Annotated in this window: 10 protein-coding genes; all 10 read right to left on the reverse strand. The window is 38.3% G+C overall.

Features of this window, described 5'->3' with window-relative positions; all coding sequences use genetic code 11:
- Positions 1-948: 948 nt before the first annotated feature.
- The 10 genes from DOT_RS08070 to DOT_RS08110 all read right to left on the reverse strand — a co-directional run bounded on the left by DOT_RS08070 (position 949) and on the right by DOT_RS08110 (position 14064).
- The gene (locus tag DOT_RS08070; protein ID WP_009616834.1) at positions 949-1332 is read right to left on the reverse strand and encodes a desulfoferrodoxin; all 384 of its coding nucleotides are present in this window, start codon (positions 1330-1332) and stop codon (positions 949-951) included.
- Positions 1333-1520: 188 nt separating this feature from the next.
- Positions 1521-2930 (reverse strand): cardiolipin synthase, encoded by a 1410-nt coding sequence (cls, locus tag DOT_RS08075; protein WP_282433444.1) that lies wholly within the window; start codon positions 2928-2930, stop codon positions 1521-1523.
- A gap of 41 nt (positions 2931-2971) precedes the next feature.
- Complete coding sequence (locus DOT_RS08080; RefSeq protein ID WP_009616838.1) at positions 2972-4330, reverse strand: VWA domain-containing protein; 1359 nt, start codon at positions 4328-4330, stop codon at positions 2972-2974.
- Between the two features lie 56 nt (positions 4331-4386).
- Positions 4387-5259: a MoxR family ATPase gene (locus DOT_RS08085; protein ID WP_009616840.1), complete on the reverse strand. Its 873-nt coding sequence runs from the start codon at positions 5257-5259 to the stop codon at positions 4387-4389.
- Between the two features lie 74 nt (positions 5260-5333).
- Entirely contained in the window at positions 5334-6515 is a 1182-nt protein-coding gene (locus tag DOT_RS08090) for a DEAD/DEAH box helicase (protein ID WP_139024166.1), read from the reverse strand.
- 158 nt (positions 6516-6673) lie between these two features.
- Positions 6674-7618, reverse strand: a complete 945-nt coding sequence (locus tag DOT_RS08095; RefSeq protein ID WP_009616851.1) for a glycosyltransferase family 2 protein — start codon at positions 7616-7618, stop codon at positions 6674-6676.
- Complete coding sequence (locus DOT_RS28510; RefSeq protein ID WP_083824016.1) at positions 7591-7995, reverse strand: GtrA family protein; 405 nt, start codon at positions 7993-7995, stop codon at positions 7591-7593. Before DOT_RS28510 ends, DOT_RS08095 begins: the two co-directional genes overlap by 28 nt.
- Complete coding sequence (locus tag DOT_RS08100; RefSeq protein ID WP_050809844.1) at positions 7910-9208, reverse strand: glycosyltransferase family 39 protein; 1299 nt, start codon at positions 9206-9208, stop codon at positions 7910-7912. The genes DOT_RS28510 and DOT_RS08100 overlap by 86 nt, the downstream gene beginning before the upstream one ends.
- A gap of 461 nt (positions 9209-9669) precedes the next feature.
- Positions 9670-12000, reverse strand: a complete 2331-nt coding sequence (locus DOT_RS08105) for a type IA DNA topoisomerase (protein ID WP_009616856.1) — start codon at positions 11998-12000, stop codon at positions 9670-9672.
- Between the two features lie 345 nt (positions 12001-12345).
- A complete protein-coding gene (locus DOT_RS08110; RefSeq protein WP_009616857.1) occupies positions 12346-14064 on the reverse strand; it encodes a HAMP domain-containing methyl-accepting chemotaxis protein in 1719 nt (572 codons plus the stop codon).
- Between the last annotated feature and the right edge of the window lie 156 nt (positions 14065-14220).

The raw sequence follows: 14220 nt of genomic DNA on the forward strand, positions 1-14220 counted from the left end.
CCCTTATATGCCAATAGACTCTCGGCTTTTGCCGAGCCAGTTGGATCAAGGATTTCCCTGAACCAACCTAATAGCAATCCTCCTACCTTTAGCGGGAAGATATTTGCTTTCATCGACTGGAAAACCCTAAATAAGGTAACTGCCAAGCTATCTCTAAACCAAAATTGGTAGGTTTGGCTAGACACAGAATAATCATAGCTTCAGTGAAATCACTGGTTAAACTAAAAATCGACAATCAATATGATTTTTTTCACATGTTCGTATATAAAAATAAGATCATATCTTTTGCTTCAAGGCATGATCTATTTAGTTTAAATCACAGTATGATGTACAAACTAAACTAAATTAAGATTAGCACTAAGGTCATAATAAGTCAACATGAGCACAATTAATATATTATATAGTAAATTTATTCTTTAGTAGATTATTGGGTCGTAATTACGCAAAATCTGTAATCTTTGCTCCCGTAACCGCCGCTAAATGTAGAAAATGCAAGATGTTGTCCATAGGCTAAATATAGACTATTAACATGTTCTCTAATCCACAAGCATTAGCCATATAAATTTCAAATTAAGAGATGGGAATTCTATATTTGTTTGTCAGAAATTTTTTTATCTTTTGTTAATCGATTATATCCTAATTGTGAAAAGGTCATTTCTCTCTAAACTCCGGAAACTATACAGAGAACTATCATGAACCCTTGAGTTCACATTAGAATAAAAATTCTTGATTAGGACAAAAGAAGACTGACCCAATGGGGCAGTCCTCTTGTAGTTCCCAGCTTGTTTATTGCTAGTAGCGGTTACCAACGATCATGATGAACCCTTGTATAAAGGTAACGTAAAACGAAGGTTTAGGTTTAGTTTCAGTTGCCTAGTTTCTCCTACTAATATTTGTCAACAAAATAGGCAGGATGAAATCCTGCCTATTATTTAATACTGTCTGTTACTACTTGTTAGCTTGCCAGAGACCATGAACTGTACAGTATTCCCTAACCTCTAGAACGTCGTTGGAATTCACCAAAAATGAAGCCTCTGGTGCTTGGTTTGGTGCGAGTTCAGCTCTTAGAACTTGATCCTTAGTCAAGACCTCTATAAATCGTATAAAATGTTTCTCTTCCATCGGGTGTGCTACGCTACCCACTTTGACTTTTATACCTCCGTCGACCGACTCAATAACAGGAACATGCTTCTCCAGACTAGCATCTTTACTTCCAGCCGCCAATTTGTCCATGGGTTTATTACAGCAGACCAACGCAGATGCTCCTGTATTGACAACCTCAACAACATTTCCACAAATACTACAGACGTAAAGCTCTCTTAAGTTTGTCATTTAACATGCCCTCATTTCATTAATAAAATTTCCTATTCATAGTATTCTCCAAAGAAGTGAGATTTCCTCCTTAAAAAAATTACTTTTTTATAATTATTTAATTTTAAATAGCTCAATCCTTGTAGTGACCTTCATACCAAGATTTTCAGTTATAGAATTCCTTTTTAAATATAGAACTGCTTTAATAATTAAAGCAATGGTGAAAACAAGCGTGCGCTCGATTCTTTAACACGGTTAACTAACGGACGCTTTTTGTACTCCTCCAGCAGTATTTCGTTACTATCAGCAAGATCCTGATGAAAATCCTGTTCCAAGCGTAGCGCAAATTGGCAATCATAAATAAAGGCGCTAATTTCAAAATTTAAGCTAAAACTGCGAATATCAAAGTTAGTCGATCCCACGACTCCAATTTTACTATCAAGTATTAGAACTTTAGCATGAAGAATTCCTTTTTGATAACGATAGATTCGGACGCCCAATTCTAATAATTCTTCAACATACGAATGAGATGCCCAATATGTAATCTTATGATCAGGAACACCTTGTAAGATTATCCTGACGTCTAAACCGCTAAGGGCAGCTGTTTTCAAGGCCATGACAGATCCTTCATCGGGGATGAAATAGGGTGTTTCAATATAAATTGTCTTTTCTGCACTAGTTAAGGCCACAAAAAAGATTTGCAACATTGATCCCCAATCCGAATCAGGGCCAGTGGCCGCAATTTGCGTCATTTGCCTGCCGAAGTATTGAGGTTGCGGATAATATAAGAGATCATTAATGTCCTGATGAGTCACGCCATTCCAGTCATTAAGAAAAACATTTTGCAAAAAGTTAACGGAATCTCCCTCCAACTTAAGAAAAGTATCCCGCCAAAATCCGATTCTCTTATTACGCGACAAATATTCATCCCCAACATTTAATCCACCTATAAAACCCACCCGACCATCAACCACAACGATTTTGCGATGATTGCGCAGATTAAGCCGTCTCGACAAGAAAGGAAAACGGACAGGATAGAATCCTTCAGCTTCTACCCCAACTTTCCTCAACTCTCCAAATCGTTTCGTGAGGGATCGATTTGCCAACCCATCTACGAGCACGCGTACCTTAACTCCTTTAGACGCTTTACTAATCAACAGGTTAAGAATATCTTGACCAATCGCATCGTAATGAAAAATAAAGAATTCCAGATGAATGTGATCCTTAGCGCCTTCCAGTGCAGCAAAAAGGGCCTTAAATGTATCTGGCCCATTGGTTAGTACTTCAGAACGATTATTGAGGGTTAGTGGCGCTGCAGCATCGTTAAGCAAAAGCTGAGCTAGCTTCTTGTTCATTGAAATAGTACCCGCTCGGTCAATGTCCTCTGCCTTCAGCCTAACTTGCTGCTCTTTCAGAATTTCCTCAAATTGCTCCTGTCCCCCTTGTTTATGCCTAGAAAGTTGGTGTTTCCGAACAACACGACCGAAAAGCAAATAAAGCAGAGCACCCATAACGGGCAAAGCTCCAAGAATTAGTAACCAGATTATAGTTTTAGTTGGATCCCTGTTTTCCAAGAAAATAACAGAACCCAAGAAAACAAGCTGCATCAGAGTAATCAAGCAAATGAATCCTAAAAGAATGAAAATGCTATTAACCTCCTCTAGAAAACATCCTGTACAATTCGCTGTAAATCGCTGGCAGAACGGCACCTATAAACTTTCGAACAATAGTTTTGATATTCTTTCATCATATTATCCCGCTCATTCCACTCCTCTAATTCTAAAGGATTTAACCAAAAGACATTACGCACCTTTGCAGCGATTTGCGCCAAGTATTCCTTTTGAGCTGGGCGATAGTTATTTTTACCATCTCCCAAGATAAGTAGGGTCGCCCGTGATGACACATCGTTTAGTTTGTTCTCAGCGAGTTCTTGAAATACCGTTCCATAATCCGAAAACCCAGAAGTCACTTTATCACCCGAGCTTTTAATCTCTTGTTTAGCTCTGCTAAGATCATCATCACAAACAAACTCAGAAACATCCCAGACAGAATCAATGAAGAAAAAAACACGTATCTTACGGAAACGGGCTCTAAGACACGTCACCAGATAGATTAAAAACTCGACGAACGCGGCCATAGAATTCGAGACATCGCATAATACCACCAATTCTGAAGCTCGTGGAATTTTTTTTCGATAATTCAAATGGAAAAGTAAACCATCCCATTGTACGCTTTGCCGAACAATCTGGGAAATGTCTATTGTTCCTCGGTGACTATTTTTCCAACGCGTCCCTGGCCTAACAGCCAATTTTCGCGCCCATTTCCGAATACTCGATTTTACAAGTTCTTTCTCTTTTTCTGTCAACGTACTTAAAGACTTGATCAACCAATGCTGTCGCACAAGGGGTTCCCAACTGTTCTCATCGCTAACCTGAGCTGTAATTACCCGCTGCTGAATTTCACGAACAAGAGAGGCTCGAGTGTCCTGATGTTTGTACCAAGTCTCTTCTGAAAGCTCACCACGTTGAAAGGCCAAATCAAATGAATTAATCCAAGTATAATAGTCCATTTCTGCTAATATTGTTTTAACCACATCTTCAAATTCTAATCCACGGGAAGTTAGTTCCTCAAGTCGAGAAAAAGGAACTAGCTTAGTGATGTGTGAAAAATCCAAAACATTTCCTCTTGTGGTAAGGCTAACTCCTCCACTTCCGCGTCCTATGCCTTGCCCACCGATTCCTGAACTGTCTTGATTCTCTTCTAAGACAGAATTGTTTGTCTCGTCCTCAGCGTAATTCGGAGTACTCGACTCTGGATTTTCTAATAGGATTCTCCAAACCGTCTCAAAGATCTCAGTATCTTGGGGGCGGTGAATGAAAACAGATTTGATTATTTGTTTTTCCGATAATTCTGGAAAGCGTGATAAACAGGTTTGAACATCAAATATATCTTGAGAGGAAATCGATAGAGAAACCTGTCTCAAAGCATGAACTAACCTAACAAAATTCCATCCATCCATAGTCTCCGTCCCTTTGCATTATTTTAAGTCGGCGCTCAAAATTAATAAATATACAATTAGCGACGCTGGGCAGCCTCACTCTCCCATTTTCTGAGACGTTCCTCCAACTTTGCAATATCTTTTGGATATTTCAATAACACACTAAGGGTTCCCATGAGTTCACCATAGTTTAATTCTGTTTGATGAAGTGACTGCAGGGCTCGAGCGAAATCGATTGTTTCAGATACACTCGGAAGCTTTTGTAAGGGCAGCTTCCTTACCCTAGCAACAAACTCACAAACATCCTTTGCTAATCGGTTGGAAAGCTCAGGAGCTTGAGTACTAAGGATAGAAATTTCTCGTTCTAACGACGGATACGTCAAATAAATGTGTATACAACGTCGTCTTAATGCATCACTAAAGTCACGAGAATTATTACTGGTCAAGATCACAACTGGCTTTGTCTTTGAAGAAATTGTACCTATTTCCGGTATTGTGACCTGAAATTCCGCAAGTAACTCTAAGAGAAAGCTCTCAAACTCCTCGTCGCTCTTATCCAGTTCATCAATTAATAACAGAACGGGTTCCTGAGAAAGGATTGATTCAAGGAGAGGCCTTGAAAGCAAAAACTCTTCTGAGAATAGATCTACTTTAATCTGATCCCAATCTTCAGTCTTGGAAAGCTGTAAACGTAAGAGCTGTTTAGCATAATTCCAATCATATAATGCCTTACTTAAATCAAGCCCTTCATAACACTGCAACCTTATTAATTTCCGTTTCTCTACACGCGCCAGCGCCAATGCCAATTGTGTCTTCCCAACCCCGGCTGGCCCCTCAATAAGACAAGGTTTTTCTAAGGCCAAAGCAAGAAACAACGTAGTTGCTGCTTCTTTATCAATAAGATATCCTTCTTCTTCAAGCACACGAGTTAAATCTAAAGGAGATGTCACCTGATTTCCTCCTTCCCTCAACTATTTTCAATTATACTACATTTGTTAGGGATGATGTCAGAATAATCTTATTTTTACTTCTTTTTTGCTATAGTCGCTTTTTTTCTTAGATCTACTATTTTTCCAAGAAGCATTTCCTTTGGGCTGATGTTGATTTCAAAAGCACTTTCCAACCGTTTAATATAGGAAACCTCTTTAGCGCTCACAATAGATATTGCCGTTCCGCTTTCTCCAGCCCTGCCTGTTCTCCCGACCCGATGCAGATAAAGTTGTGGATCTTCAGGCAAATCAAGATTAAAAATATGAGTGATCCCCTTAATGTCCAATCCTCTGGCTGCCAAATCTGAAGCCACGAGCAAGCTGATCTTACCACTTCTGAAATCATCCATGGCTTTCCTTCGATCGGTCTTGTTCGCTCCTCCATAAATTCCTTCTGATTCTAAATTATGGAATTTAAGATTCCCTACCATTTTCTCTATTTCCTCACTTTTGTTGATAAAGATCAAGGCTCGAGTTGGGATAACCAAGCGAATTAGCTTTCGCAAAACTTCAATCTTATCTCTTTGCTCAGCTAAGAAATATTGGTGCGTAATGGTGGGAGCAATCATCACTTTATCGGTAATGCGAATCACCTCTGGGTTTTTTAATACCTCAGAAGCCCGCTGTAAAGTTGCAGATGGTAAGGTGGCTGAAAACAACAAGAGTTGTGTTCTGCTCAACGTTGTCTTAATAACTGCCTTTACCGTGAGAGAATTGTTTTCATCAAGTAGGCGATCTGCCTCATCAAGGACTATGGTCTTAATTGTTTGGGCAGTAATTCTTTTCTTCTGGATTAGTTCAAGAATTCTTCCACTGGAACCCACAATAATATGCTGTTTGTTCTTTAGTTTTTCGATTTGTCGCGTGATATTTACGTTCCCTATAATTGCAGCCGAGGTGACCGCAAGACCTGAATCTTTAACTAATAGTTCAATTGCTCTTTGAATTTGGATGGCCAGCTCATGCGTTGGTGTAAGGATTAAGGCTTGAGTTTCTCGCTTTTGCGTATCAATCTTTTGAAATATAGGAAGAAGATAGGCTAAGGTTTTTCCAGTACCTGTTTCCGATTGGCCTACAACATCTCTATTCCCTAATATTAATGGGATCGTTTGTTCTTGAATTGCTGTTGGGTTTGTGATTCCCTCCTGTTTTAGGGCGGCTACTAGAGCCTCGTCAAGCTCGAAGTGATCAAATGATGTTAACATTGAAATCTCCATTCTATCAAAAATGAATTGTATGACTGTTATCATACTCTCCAGCATGACCAGCATACTGGCATGATTTCACTATTATATCCTGTTTTATAGTTTTAGAGAAATTTCGAGGCTCCAATGACAGTATGAAGATCACAGGCTGGCAGGATACCTAAGCAAGTTCATTCTATCATAAAGTTATATTTATCTTTTATGATATATAATGGTCTGTTTTTACTTTCGTCATATATCCTTGCAATATATTCTCCTAAAATACCAATTGAGAATAGCTGTACTCCGCTGAAGAAGGTTATCGCCACCATTAGTGATGCCCAACCAGATGAGGTCGATCCTCCTGATATTTTTTGTACTATTGAGTAGATAAGAATAATGAAGGCCAAGATAATAGTCAAAAAACCTATTGTAGACATCAATTTTAATGGCTTTGATGAAAAAGATATTATTCCATCTCCAGCAAATTTCAGCATTTTTTTGAGAGGATATTTTGTTTTCCCCGCAAAACGTTCATCTCGTTCATATTCAATATGTGTTTGATTATAACCTAACCAAGCAATCATACCTCTCACAAATCTATTTCTTTCGGGCATAGCAGAAAATGCAGTTGCTACACATTTATCAATCAGTCTAAAGTCCCCTGTGTTTATTGGAATATCAACATCGGACATATAAGCCAAAACCTTATAGAAACACTTAGCAGTGAAACGTTTGAATAAAGTTTCACCATTTCTTTTTTTACGTTTGCCATAAATTACGTCATAGCCTTGGTGCCAAAGATCAACCATGTTTTTAATTTGCTCGGGCGGATCTTGCAAATCAGCATCTATTAATATGATTGCGTCGCCTAAAGCCATATCTATACCACATGTAACCGCAGTTTGGTGACCGAAGTTTCTTGAAAAGTTGACTACCTTCACTTTCTCATCACGTGTTGCTAACGCCCTTAATATATTAATAGTATTATCTTTACTACCATCATTGATAAACAAAAGCTCGTAGCAATATCCATTATCCTTCATTACTTTAGTTATTCGCTGATAGCATTCCTCTGCAACTTCTTCTTCACAATACATAGGTATAACTATCGATAATAAATATTTTTCTCGCATTTTTTAACCTTCCTACCTCCAAACGTCCATAGTTTATTTAAAATAAAGTTCAATGTCATTCCCAATAAGGTTGCTATAATCTGGCTTGTCAATTTATTTAAGCTAAAAATTGAGACTAAAGCATACAGTACAGAACTGTTAAACGATAAGGTAATACTGTTAACTCCTATAAATTTATAGAGGATCTTTGAGTGACGTTCATTTGAATTGAATACCCACCCCTTATTCCATAAGTAACTATTTATTGTACCAATACTATACGAGATGACATTGGCAACAATATAATTGACACTAAGAAAGACCATTAGAGAGTAGGAAACGCAGGATATTGCTGTATTTAATACTCCTACTACGCTGAATTTTAAAATCTGTAACATGTCTCCCCTTTAATCCTCCAATTGCCAAGATTATGAAGATCCAAGAAATTACAAAAGCATACCTGGCTTGAGCTTCAGTGATTAAGAGAAGTATCACAAACCCGCAAAATAATATTAAAAAGAAGCTTATTTCTTCAGGACGATCTCTGTTTCTCAGTAGAGATTTAATACTAAAATACAAAAGAAATAGATAAAACAACGTTGTTACTATCAAAATTTCCGATTTCAATTTTCTTATTAGATTAGCAGTAGGACTACTTTCAGGAATATTTTTAATTGCCCATTCATAAGCACTCATATCTGGATCTGCCCATTCAGATCCAAATTTATATAAGTAAAAAGTTGAGATTTTTTGTGGGGAGGCGTTTAATAGTCTTTCTTTAATTATTTGTTTACTGGCTTGCGTAATTTTATCTGGATCATGGTTATAGATTTCCGGAAGTTTGGCGTCCTCGACGTTCCAATGCCCGTTAGATTCAAAATTTGTTCCTTTTAAAACTGATGTCCAGATAGGCTCTTTAGAGTGCCATAGATGAGTTTCAGTTATCCCATTATAAATAAGTAAAGAACTAATTAAATATATTGGTATAAAATAGGTAAGGAGCATGAAAGGCATCAAGAAATAAAGTCTTTTTATCTCTCTAAATAAAATTAAATACATTATGTAGGCAATCAGAAAAACCAAACCAACCATTCTAAACATATTTGCCATAGAGAGCGCTAGACCACAAATACATAGATTCCTTAATTCGTCCCCATGAAACTTCTGCTTTTTATTAATAACTAACATAAAGTAATAGACGCTTATTAAATAAAAGGTGATGGCTACATTTTCAGACATGGTTTGGGAATTATACATAATAAATGGCGGAAATATTGCAAGTAGGAATGCAGCCAATAAACCAAGTGAAACATCATATATTTGTTCAACAATTTTATACATATAATAGACAGCCAGAGTTGAGAACAATACATTCATAAACTTTATTATTATAAGTGGATTTGACTTAAGATTATAAAAAATTGAAAAGTACAAAACTGTTATAGTATCATGTGCAAAGCGTGCAAAATAAGCATAATTATGAAATCCCGTAAAATTACCTTGTTGAATTTCTTTAGCATATTCGTACATTAGGCCGAAATCAGAGATTGGAATAGAGGGAACTAATAAAATCCACAGAAGCCTCATTGAGAATCCCAATAGGATAGTCAAAATCAGAGTACTCCTACAGCTTAATCGATTCATTAGTTTAAAGCTCCAACCCTCAAACCTCTTTTTTCCGCATACAACTACAAGAATGAATAAGCAACATATAAGTGAAAAACTTTTGGCCACTAATGAAAATGAAGATGATGAAACCGCAAAATAGCAAATGCAGGCTATTGCTATAATATGTAGTATAATTAAAGCTAACCTGTATAAATACTTGTTAGCGGCATTTCTATTAAACATTGAGACACCCTTTCTGAACTTACCTCAATATTACTTATTTGATACATGGCTCTCCATCATTCCCTTTTCCTATAATCTCATAATTCGGCAATATTATGAAAATACCTTCTATTTTAACAAAAAAAATCTATTTATCTGCAATAGTATAACCTGTTATGGAACAGCTCTTAGATGCAACAAAACAAACATCGCGATCATTTGTGATCGCGATGTTTGTTTTGTTATTCTCCTTTAAACTCAAATTTCAATTTTGCCTCAGCTGGATTTTCCCAGATCAGATAGGCTGCAAATGATTTACCCGATTTCGATTTAAACCCTTTGATTAACGGTGTTTTTCCTTTCTTTAATAGACTTTTAATTTGATTTGGAGTGAGCACTTTACCATAGATCGGATCTTTCCATACTACGAAGCGACATCCTTCTCGCCAACTCGCACACCCAAACCCCTTCTGCCCTTCAATCACATCGCCACCGCATCTAGGACAAAGCCCTAACGTTACGGCCTTATCCTCCACAGTAGACTTTCCTGCCATCTCTCGGGCTATCTTCGCCGACTCTCGGTCCTTCTGCGTATTCTTGCTATTTGTTCTTTCCCTTTTCTTTCCTGCTCCCTGAGTTCGAGATGAAGGTGCAAGAGCCAAAGGGGTTTTACCGTTTTTGTGCTCGAAGAAACGCAATTCCTCGATAATTCGACCAATGGCGTCTTCCACATCCGCCATATAACTTTCAATCGTTAGTTCTCCATTCTCTACTCTTGAAAGATTGAACTCCATCTGACCAGTCATTTCGGCGCTAATCAAGAGTTGAGCTTGAGGAAGCCGCTCTTTAATGAGACGAATAAGTTCGGACCCTTTCTCAGTAGGTTTCAACACCTTTTGCTCTTGAAGCATGTATCCCCGATCGATAAGGTTTTCAATGATTGCTGGCCTAGTCGCTACAGTGCCCAACCCTTTGCCTTTCAATTGCTGGCGAAGCAACTCATCATCAATTTGCTTACCTGCACCTTCCATTGCTTTAAGCAGATCTCCCTGGGTAAAGCGTTTAGGCGGTTTGGTGGTCTTTTCCTCGCTATAAACACGTTTCGTACGCACGTTTTCCCCCTTAGTCAAAGGAGGTAGTGTAACGTTTTCATCCTCTGTCGGTTCTTTACCATCCTTCTTTTTGGTTTTACGTGTGATTTTATGCTCAATTTCATCCGGTCCGTAAAGCTTTTTCCATCCCGCACTTAATAGAACCTTGCCTCTCGTGCGAAAGGGCTCACCCTCAACCTCAGTTATCACGTCGGTCTGATGATATCGGGCAGGCTGAAGCCAAACGGCCAGGAAACGACGAATTATTAAGTCATAGAGTTTTTGCTCTTCGGTCGTAAGTCTTGCGATGACGACTTTCTCAGTTGTCGGTATAATGGCATGATGTGCAGTAATGGTATTGATCACACGCTTACCTGAAGGCACCCCAAAACCAATTGCTTCATCTACAAAATTCGTATAAGGCTCTTGACGAACAGCGTTGAGATGGTCTGGTAATTTGGATAACAAATCCTCCGGTAAGTAAGCGCAATCGGTTCGAGGATAAGTAATAGCCTTTTTCTCATAAAGAGACTGAGCCAACTGGAGAACCTTTTCAGCACTGAAGCCGTACCTCTTAGAGGCAGCTATCGTCAGTGAAGTTAGATCAAATAGAAGCGGTGCAGGTTCCTGGACATCCTTCTGCTCCATTTTGGTTATTTTTCCTGGTTTATTTTGCGTTTTGGCAACGATGTCCAGAGCATCTTGAGGATTAGTGATACGCTTCGACTCTTCGCTTGAATCAAACCACTTGCCTGGATACTCCCCTTGAGCTGTCGCGAACTCAGCCCGCACTTCGTAAAAAGATTGGGGTACAAAACATTCAATCTCCCATTCTCGTTCTACGATCAAAGCAAGTGTCGGAGTCTGCACTCTCCCTACTGAAATGACATTAGGTTTTTTTCGCACAGCATCAAAACTCCCGAACAACGCTGTAAACCCTTCAGTTAGATTCATACCAAAATCCCAGTCGGCAAATGCTCTGCCGTAACCAGCAGCAGCAAGTCCAGTCACCGATTCTGCGGGTCGAAGATGCTTTAAGCCTTCCCGAATCGCAGCTGTCGTCAGCGAGGAAATCCACAACCTAGACAAGGGTTTATTGCATTGAGATACATCCCACACTTCCTGAAAGAGTAACTGCCCTTCTCGATCAGCATCTGTTCCGCAAATAACCTCTTCGATTTCTGAAGACTTCAACCACTGTTGAATCAGCTCAAATTGTTTGCTCGCCCCAGGTTTGACCACACGTCGAAAAGCGTTCAGACTTGGCAAAACAGGCAAACGCTTTAAACTCCAGCGTCTGCCGACTCGCTCCAGATCCATATAAGCTTCCGGGCGCTCCAGCTCTAAAAGATGACCATAGCACCACGTAATTATATACTGTTCACTTTCAATATACCCGTCTTTTTTGACCTTGACACCCAAGGCTGTAGCATATTCACGAGCTTGAGACGGTTTTTCTGCTACAATTAGAGTTTTTCCCATGCCTTAGGCCTCTCTTTTCTCTTAATCAGATTCTATCAGTTTTCCAATTGGTATACGCAACATTTGCATATGGGACTAATCCTTCTCTTTAAGTTTACCATTATTAGGTATTGTTTTTAATGGTTAATGAATATTTATTTGATACCTATTAAATAAAATATGGGTCTCTATTATAGCATATATCGAATCATATCTTTGTGCAGCTTTTACACGAACAGAGCGGTTTTCATTCTAAACAACCAAAATACCGTAACAAGCACAAAACACCGTTTAAAAAACGGTGTTTTCTTAAACAAAGTATCTCTGCCTAAAACATCAAATATGACCCAAGCTTTTTCTGGTCTCTTAGATTCGGAACTTTTCAATAGAGTTTCGCAGTTCTTCAGCTAAACCTGCTAAACCTCTACTATTGTCGGCAATCTGATCCATTGCTGCAGTTTGTTCCTCAACTGCAGCACTGACATTCATAGTCTGATTTGAGGTTTCCTTACTTACTGCGTCGATATCTAAAACAGAAGAAACAATATATTGACTTCCACTTGCCATTTGTTGAACAACTGCCGCAATTTGGTTTACCTGCAAAGAAACTTCATCAATTAAACCAGCGATATTGGCAAAAGCTTTGCCAGCCGTATTAACAACTGCTACACCTTCATTAACGCTGGCTACCGCACTATTCATAGCAATACCCGCGTCTTTAATATTTTCTCGATTTTCTTTAACTTGAGCGATTATGTTTACTGCTGAATCTTGAGAGAGCTCAGCAAGTTTTCGTACTTCCTCAGCTACCACGGCAAAACCTCGACCATTTTCTCCTGCTCGGGCAGCTTCAATGGCTGCATTAAGAGCCAATAGGTTTGTTTGAGATGAAATATTTGTTATTATATCAATAAACTCTGAAATCTTGTCAAAACCAAAGGCTAGTTTATTCACTGCGTTCTGAACAACTTCAGTCGAAGTCCCTACGATGCTCATCTGTTCCACGGCTTGGGTAATCGTTATGTTGCCCTCTCTAGCAATTTGAACACTCGTATTCGCTGAATTGGCAACAGTGCTACCACTAGCAGCTACTTCTTCAATACTAGCAGAAAGTTCTTCAATCGTCGCAGAAGTTTCTGTTAGTGCTTTGACTTGTTGCTCAGTACCATTTGCAACTTCACTGATAGCCGTGCTAATCTGATTTGAAACTTGGGCATTTTGTTCCATTGTAGCCACGATTTCTTCAGATGATGCCGCAAGTTGTTCAGCAGAATTCTTTATCTGAATTACCAGAGTGCGAAGATTCAAAATCATAATACTGAACGATGCGGCCAGTAAACCAACTTCATCTTTAGAATGTATAGAACACTCATCAACATTTAAGTCTCCGTCCGCTACTTGTTCTACTTTCATTAAGATCATTTTCAATGGAACTGTAATCATTCTGGTGATGATGATCCCAATCAAAACAGCAATTATTATGGCAATTATAGGTAATATAACAAGCACCTGTTGAACTCTATCTATAATGTTATTATCCTTAGCTACCTCCGTCTTTGCTTCCTCAATGTTATAATTCCCAATTTCTCGCAACTGAATTTGAAAATCATCCTGTTTTGCAAAGCCGTTTTTCAAATAATAATCGATGGCTGCAGTTCTATCCCCAGCCTGTACAAAGTCCAGAGTTCTTTGATTTACATTTTTTATATTTTCAAACAAAATTTTAGCTTTATTTATTCTCTCCAATTCGTAATTTGTCGTGGCTAAAGGTTGGAACTCTTCAATAAACTTATCAATAGAATTTTCGCGTTGTGTTATTTGTTCTAGCTGTTGCTTATTAGTCTTATCGTCAAGGTTATAAGTAGTTATTGCCAAAATAGAGGATTTTAGGGCATTACTATCCGACCTAGCTTGATTAATATCACGAATTGGTATTAAATCATTTGAATAGAGATTCTCCAAGAAATTGCCCGCTTGATGAAAATAGAAATAGCCAACGAACCCCACTACGCCTAGTGACATTGACATCAGACTAATTAAGAAGCCAATTTTGAAAGCTGTTCTTTTGTTACGTAACCAACTCAAAAATAATTCCCCCTTTAATTACTCCAACAGGTGGTATACAGAGTATCAGGTTATTCAAAAATAAATTAATACTGTACATTTATCTCCTTCTTCAGCTGCGATATATTGATATGAAAATAAAAGATAATGGCATAAGATATGATTATATATATATAC

This window comes from Desulfosporosinus sp. OT (assembly GCF_000224515.1).
Taxonomy (GTDB): domain Bacteria; phylum Bacillota; class Desulfitobacteriia; order Desulfitobacteriales; family Desulfitobacteriaceae; genus Desulfosporosinus.